This window comes from Paenibacillus koleovorans NBRC 103111 (assembly GCF_004000845.1).
GTDB classification, from domain to species: domain Bacteria; phylum Bacillota; class Bacilli; order Paenibacillales; family NBRC-103111; genus Paenibacillus_AA; species Paenibacillus_AA koleovorans.
This window is the reverse complement of the sequence record NZ_BIMA01000086.1, coordinates 1-16,945: the sequence shown is the minus strand read 5'-3', so window position 1 is coordinate 16,945 and position 16,945 is coordinate 1. Positions and strand designations below refer to the sequence as shown.

17 protein-coding genes and 1 riboswitch are annotated in these 16,945 nt (G+C 55.7%); of the genes, 10 read left to right on the top strand and 7 right to left on the bottom strand.

Features of this window, described 5'->3' with window-relative positions; all coding sequences use genetic code 11:
• Positions 1 to 67: 67 nt before the first annotated feature.
• Positions 68 to 403, bottom strand: coding sequence for a hypothetical protein (locus PKO02S_RS32540; protein WP_164821628.1), 336 nt, complete (start codon positions 401 to 403; stop codon positions 68 to 70).
• On the opposite strand from PKO02S_RS32540, the gene PKO02S_RS23285 reads away from it, so the two are divergent.
• The 7 genes from PKO02S_RS23285 (at position 390) to PKO02S_RS23260 (ending at position 6,204) form a co-directional block, all read left to right on the top strand.
• On the top strand, positions 390 to 2,165 hold the full coding sequence (locus PKO02S_RS23285) for an ABC transporter ATP-binding protein (protein ID WP_164821627.1): 1,776 nt from the start codon (positions 390 to 392) through the stop codon (positions 2,163 to 2,165). The genes PKO02S_RS32540 and PKO02S_RS23285 overlap by 14 nt on opposite strands.
• Complete coding sequence (locus tag PKO02S_RS23280; RefSeq protein ID WP_127586689.1) at positions 2,162 to 3,883, top strand: ABC transporter ATP-binding protein; 1,722 nt, start codon at positions 2,162 to 2,164, stop codon at positions 3,881 to 3,883. The genes PKO02S_RS23285 and PKO02S_RS23280 overlap by 4 nt, the downstream gene beginning before the upstream one ends.
• A gap of 33 nt (positions 3,884 to 3,916) precedes the next feature.
• Positions 3,917 to 4,276, top strand: a complete 360-nt coding sequence (locus tag PKO02S_RS23275; protein WP_127586687.1) for a Lin0512 family protein — start codon at positions 3,917 to 3,919, stop codon at positions 4,274 to 4,276.
• Between the two features lie 21 nt (positions 4,277 to 4,297).
• Positions 4,298 to 4,846, top strand: a complete 549-nt coding sequence (locus PKO02S_RS23270) for an MOSC domain-containing protein (RefSeq protein ID WP_174819950.1) — start codon at positions 4,298 to 4,300, stop codon at positions 4,844 to 4,846.
• 69 nt (positions 4,847 to 4,915) lie between these two features.
• Positions 4,916 to 5,089, top strand: a complete 174-nt coding sequence (locus tag PKO02S_RS32535; protein WP_164821626.1) for a hypothetical protein — start codon at positions 4,916 to 4,918, stop codon at positions 5,087 to 5,089.
• Positions 5,090 to 5,152: 63 nt separating this feature from the next.
• Positions 5,153 to 6,010, top strand: coding sequence for a hypothetical protein (locus tag PKO02S_RS23265; RefSeq protein WP_127586683.1), 858 nt, complete (start codon positions 5,153 to 5,155; stop codon positions 6,008 to 6,010).
• Positions 6,011 to 6,024: 14 nt separating this feature from the next.
• Positions 6,025 to 6,204 (top strand): hypothetical protein, encoded by a 180-nt coding sequence (locus PKO02S_RS23260; RefSeq protein WP_127586681.1) that lies wholly within the window; start codon positions 6,025 to 6,027, stop codon positions 6,202 to 6,204.
• Positions 6,205 to 6,255: 51 nt separating this feature from the next.
• Here PKO02S_RS23260 and thiD read toward each other — a convergent pair whose 3' ends face one another.
• From thiD to PKO02S_RS23230, 6 genes are all read right to left on the bottom strand, one after another.
• Complete coding sequence (thiD, locus tag PKO02S_RS23255) at positions 6,256 to 7,104, bottom strand: bifunctional hydroxymethylpyrimidine kinase/phosphomethylpyrimidine kinase (RefSeq protein WP_127586679.1); 849 nt, start codon at positions 7,102 to 7,104, stop codon at positions 6,256 to 6,258.
• 369 nt (positions 7,105 to 7,473) lie between these two features.
• Entirely contained in the window at positions 7,474 to 8,751 is a 1,278-nt protein-coding gene (thiO, locus tag PKO02S_RS23250) for a glycine oxidase ThiO (RefSeq protein ID WP_246067224.1), read from the bottom strand.
• Positions 8,736 to 9,518: a thiazole synthase gene (locus tag PKO02S_RS23245; protein WP_127586675.1), complete on the bottom strand. Its 783-nt coding sequence runs from the start codon at positions 9,516 to 9,518 to the stop codon at positions 8,736 to 8,738. The genes thiO and PKO02S_RS23245 overlap by 16 nt, the downstream gene beginning before the upstream one ends.
• Before the next feature lie 9 nt (positions 9,519 to 9,527).
• Positions 9,528 to 9,725, bottom strand: a complete 198-nt coding sequence (gene thiS, locus PKO02S_RS23240) for a sulfur carrier protein ThiS (protein WP_127586673.1) — start codon at positions 9,723 to 9,725, stop codon at positions 9,528 to 9,530.
• A gap of 1 nt (position 9,726) precedes the next feature.
• Positions 9,727 to 10,371 carry a thiamine phosphate synthase gene (gene thiE / locus PKO02S_RS23235; RefSeq protein ID WP_127586671.1) on the bottom strand — a complete coding sequence of 215 codons (645 nt, stop codon included), beginning with the start codon at positions 10,369 to 10,371 and terminating at the stop codon, positions 9,727 to 9,729.
• 43 nt (positions 10,372 to 10,414) lie between these two features.
• The gene (locus PKO02S_RS23230) at positions 10,415 to 11,437 is read right to left on the bottom strand and encodes a ThiF family adenylyltransferase (protein WP_127586669.1); all 1,023 of its coding nucleotides are present in this window, start codon (positions 11,435 to 11,437) and stop codon (positions 10,415 to 10,417) included.
• Between the two features lie 85 nt (positions 11,438 to 11,522).
• A riboswitch (TPP riboswitch) is annotated at positions 11,523 to 11,635 on the bottom strand.
• A 210-nt stretch (positions 11,636 to 11,845) separates the two neighbouring features.
• Here PKO02S_RS23230 and PKO02S_RS23225 point away from each other — a divergent pair.
• From PKO02S_RS23225 to PKO02S_RS23215, 3 genes are all read left to right on the top strand, one after another.
• Complete coding sequence (locus PKO02S_RS23225; protein WP_127586667.1) at positions 11,846 to 12,967, top strand: SGNH/GDSL hydrolase family protein; 1,122 nt, start codon at positions 11,846 to 11,848, stop codon at positions 12,965 to 12,967.
• A gap of 239 nt (positions 12,968 to 13,206) precedes the next feature.
• A complete protein-coding gene (locus PKO02S_RS23220; protein WP_127586665.1) occupies positions 13,207 to 14,847 on the top strand; it encodes a type 2 periplasmic-binding domain-containing protein in 1,641 nt (546 codons plus the stop codon).
• Positions 14,848 to 15,280: 433 nt separating this feature from the next.
• On the top strand, positions 15,281 to 16,906 hold the full coding sequence (locus PKO02S_RS23215) for an extracellular solute-binding protein (RefSeq protein ID WP_127586663.1): 1,626 nt from the start codon (positions 15,281 to 15,283) through the stop codon (positions 16,904 to 16,906).
• Positions 16,907 to 16,945 lie beyond the last annotated feature (39 nt).

Genomic DNA, 16,945 nt, shown 5'->3' with positions numbered 1-16,945 from the left:
CGTTGACAACAGAGCAAGTGTTCGCCTACTATGGTAAACATTAGGTAATGGATGTATAACCATACTTTTACAGAGAAAAGGGGTAACCGCCGATGACCTCGCCTGCATCTGCTCCATCTCCGTCACCAGCTCCGTCAGAAAAGCCGGCATCATCGCAATCCGCCTCGCAATCTGCCTCACCTTCTGAACCAATATCAGCATCAGCATCTGCATCAGCATCTGCAGCATCTTCTGAACCAACATCAGCATCAGCATCTGCAACATCTTCTAAACCGCCATCCGACTCAACCTCCCGCGACACCGAACGAAACACCGCGCTCCAAAGGCTGCTCCACTCCATTCGCGTGTACCGCTGGGCGATTTCCTTTCTGACCCGGTACCGGCTCCATTTGCTGCTGTTCATCGGGTGCGGACTCGTCATTTCGGCATCGGAAATTGCCATCCCGAAGTTTCTGCAAGTGGTGGTCGACGAAGTCGTTCCGCATCGCGACAGCAAGCTGCTGCTCACTATGTTTGTCATGGTAGTCGTCGTAGTCGTCGTCCATATCGCCCTCACGGCTGCCCGAAACTTGCTGCGACGCATTTTCTCGATGAAAGCGAGCAAGGATTTGCAGCTGGCCCTGTTCCGCCATTTGCGGCAGCTTGGCTTCTCCTACTACGAACAAAATCCGGTCGGCCGCACTCTCACCTTGCTCAATACGGAAGTGGCCGGCGTGCAATCGATGTACCAGTGGTATTTTCCGGAGATGGTCCAGCGGTTGATCATGCTTCTGCTGTTCGGCGGCATCATGATTTACATGAATCCGAAGCTCAGCCTGCTGTCGCTGCCTTGTTTCCTGCTCTATTACATCATCAGCCCGTACTTCCAGCACCAAGCGTCCAAATACATAAGCGCAACCAAGTCTTATCGGCTCCACTATAACAAAAAAATATACGACAGCGTCTCGGCGGTCATGGAGCTGCGCGCGCACTCTTCGGAGCAATGGGATTTGCGCAGGCTGATGGCGGGTACGGACCATATCGTCCATCTGATCATCAAGTACCAGTTCAACATGCATCTGTGCGCCAATTTGCGCGGCATGACGACCTATTTGGGCATCCTGCTCGTGTTCTGGTTCGGGGCGAAGGACATGCAAGCCGGGGAGCTGACCATCGGAGCGTTCGTCGCATTTGTGCTGTACTATCTCCTTTTCATGAATGCCATCACATCGCTGGTGAAGGTGCTGACGGATCAGCGCATTTCCGTGACCCAGGCCGAGGAGCTTCATAGCTTTCTTCATCAAAAGCCCGAAGTGCTGGAGCCGGCAGTACCGGAGACGTTGCCTGAAGTAAAGGGTGAAATCGAGTTTAGGGGTGTGACATTCGGTTATGGAAAAAATCCGTCCATCCTGAACCGATTCTATCTGCGCATTCGTCCGGGCGAGCGGGTGGCACTGGTGGGCACTAGCGGCAACGGCAAATCTACCGTCCTGAAGCTGATTGGCCGTTTCTACGATCCTCGGGAGGGGGAAGTCAGACTGGACGGCGTCGCGCTGAATAACTTGTCGTTCAAGCAGCTGCGAGGTTCGATCGGCTTCGTGTTCCAGGATACGTATTTGTTCGGAACTACAGTGCGCGAGAACATCCGCTTCGGCAATCCGCAGGCTACGGAAGAGCAGATCGTGGCGGCGGCGCGGGCGGCCAATGCTCATCCTTTCATCACCCAGTTCCCCGACGGTTACGATTCCTTGGTGGGGGAACGCGGCATCAAGCTGTCCGGCGGCCAGCGCCAGCGTATCGCGATCGCCCGGATGTTCCTCAAGAACCCGTCCATCGTCCTGCTGGATGAAGCGACCTCGGCCCTCGACAACGTCAGCGAAAAGGAAGTGCAGCAAGCGCTCGATCAATTGCTCATCGGCCGTACGACGGTAGCGGTGGCGCATCGGCTGTCGACAGTGAAGGACTATGATCGCATCGTCCTGCTGGAAGACGGTCACGCGTCGGAGGTGGGCTCCTATGAGGAGCTGATGGCGAAAAGAGGAGCTTTCTATCGACTGGCAGTACGTCATATAGAAGAGGAAGCGGAGCTTGACACAGCCGACGGGGACATGAGCGAGACGGGAACCGCAGCTGTCGGAAACGGAAAGGCGTTCGGACTTGCCGTGAAGGGAGGGGGCTCGCAATGAGCAGCATCAAGTGGTTTTCCCGTTATGTGTGGCGCTTTAAGAAAGGGTTTTTTCTCGCTACATTGTACTTGCTGCTTGCAACACTGTTCGGTGTTGCAGTAACGGCGGCGCAAAAAATCGTCATCGACGACGTGTTCACCGACGGGCGGTATGAGCTGCTTCCTTGGCTGCTGCTGGGCTTTGGAGCGGCAATCGGCTGTGCCACGTTGTTCGGCGTGTTGTGGACGCACACGGGGCGCGTCTATGCCTATCGCATTTACGGCGATCTGACCAGCGAGGCGATGAGGGCGATTTACCGGACGCCAGCCAGCGTCTATCACAATGAGCGGATTGCCCGCTACGTCGGCTATTTCACGAACGACATCAACTGGACGACCGTCGCCCTCACGCAATTCGTTCCTAACGGCATCTCTAATCTGCTGACGGCGCTCGCCATTTCCGTCATTATCGGCTGGACGAGTCCGACGCTGCTCCTCGGTATTTTGGCGTTTTGCTTGCTGTACTTGGCGCTGGGCAACCGGTTCGGCGGCCGAATTCGTACGATGTCCAAGCAAGTGCAGGAGGCGAAGTCGAACTTTCTCGTCCACATGGAGGAAGGCGTCTCCTCGACCCGGGAAGTGATCGCCTTTCATCGGGAAGAGTGGGAGCGCCAGAAGGTGAACGACAACTTCGCCGTATTCTACGAGAAAGTGATGGAGGAAGGCAAGCTGGAAAACCGGAAGCTCGCTTGGAGCGATCCGCTTCGATGGGGAGCGACCTTGATCGTGCTCGGCTATGGCGGTTACCTCGTCATGCAGGACGCGCTTTCCATCGGGATGTACGTCGTGATTTTTCAATTCACGTCCCAGTTGATGAACGCGATCAACGATGTGTACGGCTTCGCCATGGAAGCTCAAGGTCGGCTGGCGATGGTCGATCGGATTAAGGCGTTGCTCGAAGGTCCGCAGGTAGCCGAGGGCGATCGCGAGCTCGAAGGACCGATTCGCAGCCTGGAGCTGGGGGGGATAAGCTTCCGGTATTCGGAGACGACGCGGACGGTTCTCGATCAATTGTCACTGCGCATCCCGGTCGGCAAAAAGGTGGCTTTCGTCGGTCCTTCCGGCGGCGGCAAATCTACAATCGCACAATTGCTCGTGCAGTTTTACGATCCGCAGGAGGGACGCATTCTGGTCAACGGCATTCCGCTGACGGAGCTTCGCCGTGCGTCCTGGATGGGCCGGCTGTCCGTCGTGTTCCAGGACCCGTATTTGTTCCCGGAATCGATCCGCAACAACGTGCTCATGGGCCGGGAAAAGTCGGAGCAGGAGCTGACGGCCGCTTGCGAGCAAGCTTGCATCCATGAGTTTGTCCAGTCGCTGGCGAAAGGGTATGACACGGAGCTCGGAGAGCGGGGCATCAATTTGTCGGGCGGACAGAAGCAGCGGCTGGCTTTGGCTCGGGCGATCATTCAGCGCTCGGAAATATTGATCCTGGACGAGTCGACGTCCTCGCTCGATCTGGAGACGGAACGTCAGGTGCAGAAGCAGATCGACGAGCTGCGGGCCGGGCTGACGACGATCATCATCGCGCATCGGTTGTCGACGGTCGAGAATGCCGATGTCATCTTCGTCATGGATCAGGGCCGCATCGCCGAGCAGGGGACGCATGCCGAGCTGATGGCTTCGGACACCCTTTACAAAAAGCTTGTGTTTATGCAAATGGAGGCGGAGGCGGGATAGCGGTATAATGGGGGAAAAGGAGGAGCGCCTACTATGGACAAACGTATGTTTATCGAGATCGGCATGGGGGTGGACCTGCACGGGCAAAACGTGACCAAAGCCGCCGTCCGTGCCGTTCAAAACGCGATCCATCACAACTCCATGCCCGGTATCCGATCCGTCCTGCCGGGGAATGATTTGGCCAACATGAAGGTGCATGTACGCCTGGCCGTTCCCGCCGACCGCGATCGGCTCGATCTAGACGTCGTTCGAGAGGAGCTGCCGTACGGGCAAATCAGCTTCGAGGTGATCGACGGCGGGATGCTGACGAGCAGCGGCATCGTGCTCGCGGACAAGGACGATGTGAACGATTTGGCCTATGTCGTGATCGCTTCGGTGGAAGTTGGGTATTAAGCGAAAGGGGGCAGCGAAGTGGTGTTTGCAGACGGTGTAGTCGTGGCAGTCAGTACAAGCTCAACCCACTCTTTCAGTAAATCGAACCAAGCCGGTATTCAACTGATTGCGGGGTTAGGGGTTGAAGGGGACGCGCATGCGGGGGTGACGGTTAAGCACCGCTCGCGTGTGGTCGCTAATCCAAACCAGCCGAACTTGAGGCAGGTGCATCTGATCCAGTCCGAGCTGCACGATGAGTTGCAAGTGCGAGGATTCTCCGTCGGGTCCGGGGACATGGGTGAGAACATCACTACTCTCGGCGTCGACTTGTTGCAGCTCCCGCGGGGGACCAGGCTGCATATCGGAACGTCGGCAGTCGTAGAGGTGACGGGGCTGCGCAATCCTTGCAAGCAACTGGACGACTCCCAGCCGGGCTTGATGGCCGCCGTGCTGGACCGGGATGCCGAAGGCAATCTGATTCGCAAGGCGGGGATTATGAGCATCGTGCTGGAAGGCGGGATCGTTCAGCCTGGCGATACGATCCGCGTGGAGCTGCCTGTGGCGCCATATTTGCCGCTGGAGCGGGTTTGAATTCGTCTGATCCCGCCTGCATAGATTAATACAGTTACCGGTGTAGGAATCTGCAATGGAGGCGGATAGATGACGATATGGAAAAAACGCAAATCGCTCAAACATGAGGCGGAAATTTCTCGTAGAGTGGAAAAACGCATCGAGATCCGAACTGCTAACGGCGTACTTTATCTTGGAACTGTTCAGGGAGGTCCGTATCCGAAAGCGATCCTTTCTCGACTGGAGAAAAACAACAATATTTGAAAAATATGTTGCTCATTACCGACCGAAAGTTTATGATGAGATCGTGAACTGGAGGTCGTTTTTGTGGTGCAATTAAAGAAGCTTGGAGCATGGATTGCAGGGGTCTTGCTAGCAGTTGTACTTTTATTGTGGGCTCTTGTGCAGTCATTAGTAGCCAATGCGATAGATGGAACTGTATACGATAATCTTATTTATTTTTTCGGAGGCCCTGCCTATTTGTGGGAGTCTTCCAGGCCGGCTCCGATCGCCCACAATATGGAGAAGTTGGGATATCTACTCGTTAGTATTGTACTCATTGGGCTTTGGATTGCAGCTCTTGTCGTGATCCCTCTTTTTTACATGCAAAAGCGAAAACTCCATTCTGCTAGTGCGCAATCCGTAGCTTCTATCCAAGAAACCGCTTCTCCGAATCCAACTCATATCGCACAAGCTGAACTAGCTGTAGCGATTAGTGCGATCGAGAATGGATCCGGCCGTTCGGTTAGCCAAGATGAATTGGACTCCGTGCATTCTTGGATGAAAGCTTTTGAGTCAGGAATTGGCGGTTTGTTTGCCCTACAGTCTGCTGAGTACCGCTGCTACTGGCTTGTCCAAACAAAAGGGGGCTATGATTTTATTTCGGAGCAACGCGACCTAGACGAGACGGACAAGCATATTATCGACCATGCGATCAAACATCCCAGTCGTAAAAATTTTCATGATGAAGTTTATGGAAAGTATGATAACAGTACGATTTACAGTTACTTTTTCGCTCGCAATGGTGCCAATTTCAAGCTGGCTTTCATTATTTTTATCCACAAGAACAATGTGGTCACAGAGGAGCGTAAACAAGCATTCGTACTGGCTACTTCAGGCTTCTATTTGCTAGGAAACGTGGACAAGCTCAGGAAAATTGTGCTAGACTTAAAGAAAAGCTCCTAAAGGTGGCGAGAGTGATGGCTTTTATGTCGAAATGGAATCGTGCCGGACGGGAAAGTTCAGCTCCGTCAGCCCGGACGAAGAAATATGGAGGCAAGCATGTCGAAGTAGTCGGCTACATTCCTCCTGCAACACAAGGCGGTCTTCATAAGATCGAATTGATTGTTAATCCTAAATCTATGCGTAAAAGCAAATAGTTACAAAACAAGGACCGCCGGGAGCTTTTGTGCTCGGGCGGTCCTTCGTCGTTAATGAGCCGCCGACTGGCGGCGGTAGGCGGCGTGATTCGTCGGGCCGATGCCGTGCCCGAGCGGGAGCGCCGCTCCGATGGCCGCCGAGACGAAGCGCTTCGCTTCGTCGACGGCGGCAGCCATCGGCAGCCCCTTGGCGAGGCCGGCGGCGATGGCCGACGCGGTCGTGCAGCCGGTGCCGTGCGTATGGCGCGTCGCGATGCGCGGCGCCCGGAACAAGACGGCCTCGGCTCCGTCGAAGAGCACGTCGACCGCTTCGTCGCCTTGCATGTGGCCGCCTTTGACAAGCACGTGGCGCGGGCCGAGCGCATGCAGCCGCCGGGCGGCCTCAATCATGCCGTCGACGTCGCGCGGCTCCTCGGCGAGCCCTAACAGGGCGCAAGCCTCCGGCAAGTTCGGCGTCACGACCGCGGCGAGCGGCAGCAGTTGCTCGCGCATCGCCTGGATCGCCTCCTGCTGTAGCAGCGGCGCGCCGCCCTTGGCGATCATGACCGGGTCGACGACGAGCCGGGCGCTGACATCGTACTCGCGGACTTTGGCCGCGACGAGACCGATGATCTCGGCCGAGAACAACATCCCGGTCTTGACCGCATCGGTCCCTATATCGGAGAGCACCGAATCGAGCTGCTGGCCGATCATCTCGGCCGGAATCGGGAACACGCCTTGCACGCCGAGCGTATTCTGCGCGGTGATCGCCGTAATGGCGCTCATGCCGAACACGCCGAGCTCCTGGAACGTCTTCAAGTCGGCCTGGATGCCCGCGCCGCCGCCCGAGTCGGAGCCGGCGATCGTAAGCGCGCGGGGCACCGGGGCTGATCCAGCCGACTCTACACTATTGGATAACATTAGTCTTCACCTCAATCTTGCGCTACAAAATAGCATATGAAAACACTCTATCTATTGGATGGTCGGACCGAGGGCACCCTCAGACTTTTTCGCGGACACAGATGATCTTATTTGTGACAAAATTAGCGTTGTCGTCAGTTTGGCGGACACAGATGAGCTTATTTAGCGGTAAAGTGGCAAAATGTTCACTTGGGAAGTCGAATAAGGGCTCGTGTGTCCGCGAAATGTTCAAAACACGCTGAAAGCGGCACAATAACGAATCTCCTGTCCGCTAAACCTGACTTAGAACAGTTGTTACCCTGCATAGCCCGCCACCGACCGCCACATCCGCCAAGTAGACCAACTTTTACCCTATATAGCCTGCCAGCACTAAGAAAATCGCCCCGGAGCAAACGCAGCCGCATATTTCATTAGTTTCGCCTCGCTGAAATAGCGGTTTCCGCCACCTAGGGCCTTGTCGCCCTGACGGCCGCCGCCGTCGGCAAGGTCCGCCACTAGCTTGGCCGTAGCCGGGCCAAGCAAGATGCCGTTGCGATAATGGCCGACCGCGAACATGACAGCGGGTGGTGAACCCGCCGCCGCCGATGCTGCCAATGCCTCGGCCTCCGCCGCCGTAGCCCCTCGCACCGGGCCGATGAGCGGCCAGCCGTCCTGCGTGGCGGGGCGAAGCCCGGCCCATTGATGGAACGGCTCGCGGTCCCGCAATGCTGGCAGCAGCTTGCCGTTCCAGCTCTCCAGCCGTGCCAGCCCGCGCGGAGTGACGGTGGTATCGAATCCGGCGACATCCTCGGACGCTCCGCATACGAGCGAGCCGTTGGCTTTGCCGACTACGTAGCCCTGGCTGCAAAACACCATGTGCCGCAGCTCGCCTGGGAAGGCGGCTTCGTAGGCGCATATTTGCCCGCGAATCGGATAAACGGGAACGTTGATCCCCCAGGCCGACTCCCATTGCTGCGCCCAAGCCCCGTTGCATAGGAGCAACCGATCCGCGCTCAACACCTCGCCGTTCTCCAGCCGCACACTCACGCCAACGCCCGCAGACTCAGCGCTACCTCTGCCACTAGCCCCGCCGGCTTCACCCAACAGCTCCATCGCGCCGACCTGCTCGCGAATCGTCACGCCGGTCAGCCGGCATGCCTGCTCCAGCGCCTTTACATAATGCGGCGCATATACATGCGACTCGTGCGGATAGTACAGTGCTCCGCGCACCTCGCGGGACAGGCCGGGCTCAAGCGAGATCAGCTCGTCGCCCGTCACGATCCGCGCATCCGCACCATAGGCGGATTGCCACAGGCGGCGCGACTCCATCGCCTGCCGGTCGGCGTCGTGATAGTACACGTACAAGCTGCCGGTACGGGAAAACTCGAAATCCATGCCGGATACCGTGCGGATTTCCTGCTGCCAATCTTCGTACAGCCGCAGGCTGTCCAGGCACAGCTCGAAAAACGGATCCGGCTGCTCGCCGTTCTCGGAGAACGGCGCGAGCATGCCGGCAGCGGCGCCGGACGCCTGGCCGCCGCACTGAAACCGCTCGGCGACCGTGACCGCGTACCCGCGTTTACGCAGCTCGTAGGCGCAGGACAAGCCGATCACGCCGCCGCCAATAACAAGTACATGCTGCTCGACCATGCTTACTGGACCACCCATTCTTCGCTGCCGCTGCTCGCCGAGGCGTAGCGCTTGCGCGGAATGCGGCCGGCCAAATAAGAGAGACGCCCCGCGTCAATCGCCAGCCGCATCGCTTGCGCCATGCGCACCGGATCCTTCGCCTTCGCCACCGGCGTATTCATGAGCACGCCGGCTGCGCCGAGCTCCATCGCCTGGGCGACGTCCTGGGCAGAGCCGAGACCGGCGTCCACAATAATCGGCACCTTCGCGTCCTCGATAATCCATTCCAGGTTGAATGGATTGAGAATCCCGAGGCCGGTGCCGATCGGCGAGCCGCCGGGCATGACCGCAGCCGCTCCCGCTTCCTCCAGCCGTTTGCACAGGATCGGGTCGTCGGACGTGTACGGCAGCACAACGAACCCTTCGCGCGCAAGAATCTCGGTTGCCTTCAGCGTCTCGATCGGGTCGGGGAGCAGCGTCTTCTCCGAAGCGCTGATCTCGACCTTGATCCAGTCGCTGAGTCCCGAGGCGCGCGCCAGCCGGGCGAGGCGGACCGCTTCGTCCGCCGTCTTGGCCCCGGACGTATTCGGCAAGTACGCGTACGTCCGCTCCTCGAGGTGCTGGAGGATCGAATCGTCCTCCGGCGAATCGAGGTTGATGCGACGGATCGCGAACGTAAGCACCTCCGCGCCGGACGCGGCGATCGCTTGTCGCTGCACATAAGGATTCGGGTACCTGCCGGTACCCAGGAAGAAGCGGGAGCTGAGCGCTCGGCCTCCGATTACTAGCGGTTGATCAATTGCCATGACGAATCTTCATCCCCCTCCGACGAAATGGACCAGCTCGATCTTCATGCCGGCGGTCAGCGCTGTGTCTGGCCATTGCTCGCGCGGCACGATCGTGCCGTCAATCTCGACGACGACCAGCTTGCGCTCCATGACGTATTCCTGCAGCAACGCCTCGACGGTCGAGGCCTGCACCGTGCGCGAAACGCCATTTACAATCAGATCCATCTCACACACTCCTAGCTATGGCGGCCGCACGATCGATCCGCTCCAGATACTTCTCGCATGTTCCGCGAACATCGGCCGCTCCAACAATTTCACTGATCGCGCAGATGCGCGTCGCACCGGCTTCCAGCACTTGATCGACGTTGTGGAGCTTGATGCCGCCGATCGCCACGTACGGAATTCGTATCTCCGCCGCGACTTGCCGCACATAGTTCGTCGTGACCGGCGCCACGACGTCGACCTTGCTCTTCGTCTCGAATACCGGACCGACGCCGATATAGTCGGCGCCTTCGCGCTCCGCCGCGCGGGCCTCCTCGATCGCATGCGTCGAGATGCCGATTATTTTACCCGCGCCCATAATTCGACGGGCATCGGCCAGCGGCAAGTCGTCCTGGCCGAGATGAATGCCGTCGGCATCGACGGCCAGCGCAATATCGATATGGTCGTTGACGATGAACGTTACGCCATAACGGCGAGTCAAGTCGCGCAGCGCATACGCCTTGGCCAATATTTCACGCTTCGAGCCGGACTTGTCCCGCAGCTGAATAATATCGGCGCCGCCTTGAATCGCTTCCTCCATCACCTGCAGCATGTCGCGGCCGGGATGGAACTGCTCGCCTGTAATGACATACAGCTTGAATGGCTTCATTTCCAAAGCAACCTCCTCCGAAAAAATAAGCTCCCTAGTCTACCTACATCCCTATATATCGCGCGTACAACGTCTTCGCCCTTACCGGGTCTTCCGTTCCTTGCACTAACGCTCGGCCGTCCGGGAACATAACAATTCGTTCGCCCTCCGGCAAGTAGGCTTTCAATAAGAACGGATTGCGCTCCACGCGCGCCAGCCCGGATAGCCGCTCCTCCCACGCCGTCAAGTCAAACGAGGAGGCAACGTGCAGCTGCACCGTCTCCCGACCGCATAGTGAAGCGGCATCGACCGCCCCCTGCTGCAGCGAAGGGAATTCTCGCGTGCCGCAAGTCGGGCAATCCGGCTTCGGCTCGCCGGTCTTCATCTCGAAATGATGATTGTTCCATACATCGAATGAGATCAAGGTCGGTCTGCGTACGGCTACGGCACCGACCAGCAGCTTCAAAGCCTCGACGGCCTGATACGAGGCCGAGATGTCCACGACCGGCGACAGCACGCCGATCCGGTCGCATGTCTCCGCCGTGCCCTCGCCGGGCTGGATCAGGCAGCGCAAACAAGGGGTGGCGCCTGGCACGAAGACGGCGCTCATCCCGCGGGAGCCGACCGCGCCGCCGTATACGAACGGAATGCCCAGCTTGAAGCAGGCATCGTTCAACAAAAACCTCGTCTGGAAATTATCCGTTCCATCCAGCACGACCTCGATTCCGTCCAGCAGCCGCTCGACATTCTCTACTGTCACATCGGCCACCACAGGCTCCAACCGAACCGAAGAATTGATTCGCTTCAATTTTCGTTCCGCGGCCATGGCCTTCGGCATCGACTCGCGAACGTCATCCTCGTCATACAGCATTTGCCGCTGCAAATTGCTCGCCTCTACATAGTCGCGGTCGACGAAACGCACGAGCCCAACGCCGGCGCGCACCATGTGGTTGGCGAGCACGGTGCCGAGAGCGCCCATGCCGACGATCAGGACGGAGGAGGCTCCCAGCTTGCGCTGCCCTTCGGCTCCGACCGGGGCGAACAGCATTTGACGCGAGTAGCGCTCATGTGATTGTGGGGAACTCATTTCTATCATCCTCCTTCCGCACAACAAAAAAATCCGCCTCCAACAGGGGCGGATACATGATTAACAAACATGCAGGCGGCATCCTGACCGCCATCATCCACTTCCCTACGCTGGCATCAACCAGATCAGGTTCGAAGAGTTCGAAGCATGCGCGCTTCATCTCAGCCTGCGATCGCTCAGGCTCCCCTAGTGACGCTGCCGACACCGTATGAAAACAGGCGCCGACCATAGTCGTATACAAGTATCACCTTACACCCCGCCTCCCTTTTTGTCAATGAAGAGCGGCAGGCTCCCCACAAACATTTGAAAAGGATGACTTATTTTCGTTCACTTTTGTCCTACTTGATGGGACAGGCATGCATACAATATAGGGTGTAGCAAGCGGATACAGAGACGGAGGAACACATCTTGCGGAAAACGATTCCATTGTACGGCGAACAACAGCTATCGGATGAAACATCGCGTAGCGCATCGATTAACCAGCCACACGGAATGATAAGCGGAGATCCGAGCCGTTCGGCATGCTGGCTCCAGCCGGTTCATTCATCCCAGACCGAATCGATCTACCGATTCCGAATTCCAACAGGCGTAGTGATCGGGGATAGTATCAGCCAGGGCAATCCGGAGTCAAGAGGGAGATTGCAAGTCGAGGGAGTTCCGGGCTTCAACCCTCAGCATGCGAATGTGCCGGGGCAGCTTTCCTATGAGCTGGGAGCGATTACAGGTTTCCATTGGTACAACCACGGGATCGGAAGCCAACGGACGGACGAGATATGGGCCAGATGGAGAAGGGACGTGCTGGCGGAGACGGTCGTGCTGGGAGACGGTCGAGGAAGCCGCACGCTCGACGCGAAGCCTTATGCGGTCTTCATCGTCGCAGGCATTAACGACGTGTTCCAGAACCGGGACGATGCTCATATCCAACGCTACTGGATCGAGATGGCGCGAAGCGCCAAAGCGAACGGCATCTTGGCCATTTTCTCCAATATGGGCGAGCATAATGCGGCTACTCCGGCTTGGCGGGATCAAATCCGGCGCCTGAATGTCTGGATGGCGGACGAGCTTCCGCGTTATGGGGCGACCGTGGTTGATTTCTATGAGTGGTCCATGGACAGGAAACGCGGATACGGGGTGCATCCGGGATTGTTCGTCGACGACGTACATCCGTCGCGGAGCGGATTCCAGTCGCTTGCCCATCATTACGCTGCGCAATGGAGCGGTCTTCCGATGTATTGGCAGGGGCTGCAGCTTGAAACCGTGGTCGATTTCGTCAAGCCTGACGATAGCTATAGCAGACCTAGAAAGCTGGAGATTCGTCTCCGTTGCGACTACGCGGCGATTCCGACGAATGATCTTACGCTGGCAGACTGCGCCGACGTACCGATCAACTGCATTTCCATTCCTTCGGACGGTCGGTCGAACATTGTAGAGCTACGGATTCGGGAAGCGTTTGAAGTCAAAACGTGGAGCGGATTTTCTAAAGTTAGAGCTATTATCGGAGAACAATCGGGTTGTTGCAAAAAAGGTTAAAAAAGAGGTTGCCTAGATAGCGGAGTTGGACTATTATAAAAACATCGAGTAAATAAATACATGTAAAATACAGCTTAAATAAAAGTCATATACATGTATTGATTTATATTTTATTGGGAGGTGAATCAGAACGTCGGCACAGTGGGCAGCACTTGCGACCGGCACATTGATTTGCAGCCAGCCACACTAGAACAAACAACAAAGTGTAGATGTAAAACCATTTCAGGGAGGTCTTCGTTTTGAAAAAACATTTCACTCGCGTCATCGCATTGTCGATGGCAACCGCACTCGTCCTGAGCGCCTGCGGCGGCAAGGAAGGGAACGGTACAGCAAGTCCGTCGCCATCGTCGGGCGCAAGCGTAGCCCCATCCGCTCCAACCAAAGAAAAGCTGACACTGACTTGGATGATCGGTGTACCTACGCCATCTTCCTCGCTCCCATCGGGCGACAAAGACTTCATCCGCAAAGCGATCGAAGAGAAGTTCAATGTTGAGATCAAGCTGGATTATATGCCTATGGGGCAGGACTACACGAATAAGCTGAACTCCTTGATCGCTTCGGGCAGTACGCCTGATTTCTTCCAGCCTGAAGGAACGGCAACCTCCAAGTATATCGCGGACGGCGTTGGAATGGATTTGACCAATCTGGTAACGTCTGCTAAGATGCCTAACTATTTCAAGTGGGTATCCGATCTGGAAATGAAGCGTTACCAAGTAGGCGGCAAATTCATGCGCGCTCCAGTACCGTTCGAGAGAAACTGGTACCTCGCTTATTATGTGCGCAAGGACTGGATCGATGCGCTGAATGCGAAGGATCCTAGCCTCAAGCTGAAAGTGCCGACGAACTACGACGAAATGATCGCGGTCATGAAAGCGTTCACGTTCAACGATCCGGACGGCAACGGCAAAAACGACACTTACGGCTACACAACCGTAGGCGGAGGCAACTCGGTTCCGGGCGACTTCCCGGAATGGTATAAGAACGGCATGACGCCGGGCTTCGCAGTCGACAAGGACAACAACTTCGTCGACAGCGGCACGAACGCTCGTACGGCGAAAGTGCTTGAAGATATCCGCAAAATGCTGGCTATGAACATCGTCGATCCGGACTGGTTCCTGAACAAAGCCGGCGACCAGTTGAACAAAATCCAGCAAGGTCGCGCCGGTATTTTCTATTCCTCGATCCGCGACATCGCGTTCGACAACACGGCCAATAGTGTTCAGAAGAAAACACGCGAAGTTACGGGCAATCAAAAAGCCGAATTCGTCGCGTTCCACATCGCCGGTGATGTTCCTGTTACGTATGAGGCGTTGCCAGGTATGCCGTTTATGTTCAATGCCAAGGCGGATCCGAAGAAAGTGGACCGCACGATCGAGATTCTCGAGTGGCTGGCTGGTCCGGAAGGCTTCTTGCTTGCCAACTTCGGTAAAGAAGGCGTGCACTACAAGAAGGAAGGCAACAAAATTACTTTGATTCCGGACACCATGAAGAAAGACATCGGCGACAACGGCAACTTTACGGAAATTTGGGGCAGCGTATTCTCGTATCTCGTCAAGGATCCTTCCCAAGCGCTCGGACTGCAAATCATCGACCCGCGCGAAACGGATCACGACCGCGAAATTTTGGCCACATTCAAGAAGAACAAGTACTACGTGCTCGGCACAAACGTAGTACCTCCGGTTGGTTTGGATATCGGCTCTTACCGCACGCAAATGCGCGCGAAGCAAGTGAAGGTGCTGATGGAGGAGAAGGATTCGAGCAACTGGCCGAAATACTTGCAAGAGCTTCTCGACACGTACAAGGGCAAAGCGATTTTCGACGCGTATGCAGAGCAAATCTCTACGGCGCTTGGCAAGAAGATCGTATTCAAGACAGAGTAATCGTCTTCATAAGCAAGGGACTCCCGGGTCAAACGACTCGGGAGTTTTTGCGTCTGCAGCAGGTTGAAAAGCTGATTCCAGTAATACTCTATGGCTAGCTATATCGATGTAAAGTGCATTTTTAATGCATATCTCATGTATAAGTATAAAGGGAATAAAAAAGATGGTTGCTTAGACAAGACATTATGATATATGATAGGAGCATACAGGATAGTAACAGGATCTTTTTTGAACTATCATTTATACATGTATTAAACAGATTTTTATGAAAACGGTTGCCAAATATTACAGATAAATTCAGCAGGGTAAAGGTTTTCGCGGTTCCGTGTTTATTGTTGCGGGAGGTGATGCAGCAAAGTCTCATGTTTTATCTGAAGTTTGTAAGCGGTTACTATCGCCTATCCATGTATCCATTACCAGGGAGGTCATTAATTTGAAGAAGAGTTTGACTCAGATCATCGCATTGTCGATGGTGTCTTCGCTTGTGCTAAGTGCCTGCGGCAGCAAAGAAGATGACAAAGGTTCCGCTTCGCCAAGCCCTTCTGCTTCGGCTAGCACGGGTGCATCCGCTACTCCGGCTAAAGAAAAATTGACATTGAACTGGATGATTACGGTTCCTACCAATGCGTCCAAGCTGCCTGCAGCCGATAAAGATTTCGTTAAAAAAGCAATCGAATCGAAGTTCAATGTAACATTGAATCTGGAATATATGGTTTGGAGCACGACCGACTATCAACAAAAGCTGAACATGAAACTCGCCAGCGGCGACACGCCCGACATGTTCCAAGCCGGCGGAGCCGAGTCGAACACATACATCCTTGATAAAGCGGTTGCCGACATGACGTCGTATGTGAACGAGAAGACGATGCCGAACTATTTCAAATACTGGGTGACCCAGGATGAATTGAAGCGTTACGCCGTTCAAAACGTATTCATGCGCGCTCCTGTCATTTTTAATAAAAATCAATATTTCTCCTACTATGTCCGCAAAGACTGGCTCGACAAGCTGGGCCTGAAAATTCCTACGAGCTACGACGAGATGATCGAGGTTATGAAAGCATTCACGACCAAAGATCCGGACGGCAACGGCAAGAACGATACGTACGGCTTGACCGCGGCAGGGAACCAAAGCAGCATTCCGATCGATTTTCCGGAATATTACAAGCATAATCGCGGGCCTGGACTGTTTGTGGAGGGCGACTATTTCGTCGATTCTGGCAGCAGCCGTCAAATGGAAGCGATTCTGAATGATATCAAGAAAACGCTGGCTCTCGGCGTAGTCGATCCGGATTGGTTCCTGAATAAGCCTGGTCAGCAATGGGATCGCGCGGCTCAAGGAAAAGCCGGTATATTCTTCCACACCAACCGTACGGCTGCCTTCGACAATGCGGCGAACAGCGTGCAGAAGATGACGAAGGATGTGACAGGCATCAATGCGAACTGGCAGCCATTCCATATCGAAGGTTCGAACGGAGCAAGCTATGCGGCATTGCCGGGTACGCCGTTCATGTTCGGGGCCAAGACACCGGCTAACAAAATCCAGCGTACCGTTGAAATCATGGATTGGCTCGTCAGCGAAGAAGGCTTCCTGCTCACGCACTACGGTCAAGCCGGCGTGCACTACACGAAGGAAGGCACGAACATCAAGATCGATCCGGCTGCGTTCAAGCGCGACATTACCGACAACGGCAGCTTCCTGGACATCTACGCGGGCATCGCGGGCAATATCAACATGGGTCCTGAGCCGCTCGGCTTGAAAGTAATCGACCCGAACGAAACCGATCGCGACCGCAAAATTCTGGATCGTCTGGCGCAAGTCAAGTACACGCTGCTCGGCACGAACGTATCGCCGATTCCGGGTCTCGATTTGGCCGCATTCCGTACGCAGATGAGAAAGTACCAGACTCAGATCGTATTCGACGAGAAGGACGCCTCCAACTGGTCGAAATATCGTCAAGACCTGATGACGAAGTACCAAGGCAAGGCGCTGTTCGAAGGCTACGCCGAGCAAGTCGGCAAAGCGATCGGCAAGTCGCTAAAGTTCGATTCCGCGCCATAAGCTTCAAATATATGAAATCCGCGGGCCAAGGGGCCTGCG

What these genes read in the sequence shown, in the direction of transcription:
- PKO02S_RS23275 (WP_127586687.1), top strand. Translation starts at nt 3,917, where the DNA reads ATGGACAAACGTATGTTTATCGAGATCGGCATGGGGGTGGACCTGCAC.
- PKO02S_RS23245 (WP_127586675.1), bottom strand. Translation starts at nt 9,518, where the DNA reads ATGGCAATTGATCAACCGCTAGTAATCGGAGGCCGAGCGCTCAGCTCC.
- thiD (WP_127586679.1), bottom strand. Translation starts at nt 7,104, where the DNA reads ATGTTATCCAATAGTGTAGAGTCGGCTGGATCAGCCCCGGTGCCCCGC.
- PKO02S_RS23280 (WP_127586689.1), top strand. Translation starts at nt 2,162, where the DNA reads ATGAGCAGCATCAAGTGGTTTTCCCGTTATGTGTGGCGCTTTAAGAAA.
- PKO02S_RS23230 (WP_127586669.1), bottom strand. Translation starts at nt 11,437, where the DNA reads ATGAGTTCCCCACAATCACATGAGCGCTACTCGCGTCAAATGCTGTTC.
- thiE (WP_127586671.1), bottom strand. Translation starts at nt 10,371, where the DNA reads ATGAAGCCATTCAAGCTGTATGTCATTACAGGCGAGCAGTTCCATCCC.
- PKO02S_RS23260 (WP_127586681.1), top strand. Translation starts at nt 6,025, where the DNA reads ATGGCTTTTATGTCGAAATGGAATCGTGCCGGACGGGAAAGTTCAGCT.
- thiS (WP_127586673.1), bottom strand. Translation starts at nt 9,725, where the DNA reads ATGGATCTGATTGTAAATGGCGTTTCGCGCACGGTGCAGGCCTCGACC.
- PKO02S_RS32535 (WP_164821626.1), top strand. Translation starts at nt 4,916, where the DNA reads ATGACGATATGGAAAAAACGCAAATCGCTCAAACATGAGGCGGAAATT.
- thiO (WP_246067224.1), bottom strand. Translation starts at nt 8,751, where the DNA reads ATGGGTGGTCCAGTAAGCATGGTCGAGCAGCATGTACTTGTTATTGGC.
- PKO02S_RS32540 (WP_164821628.1), bottom strand. Translation starts at nt 403, where the DNA reads ATGAACAGCAGCAAATGGAGCCGGTACCGGGTCAGAAAGGAAATCGCC.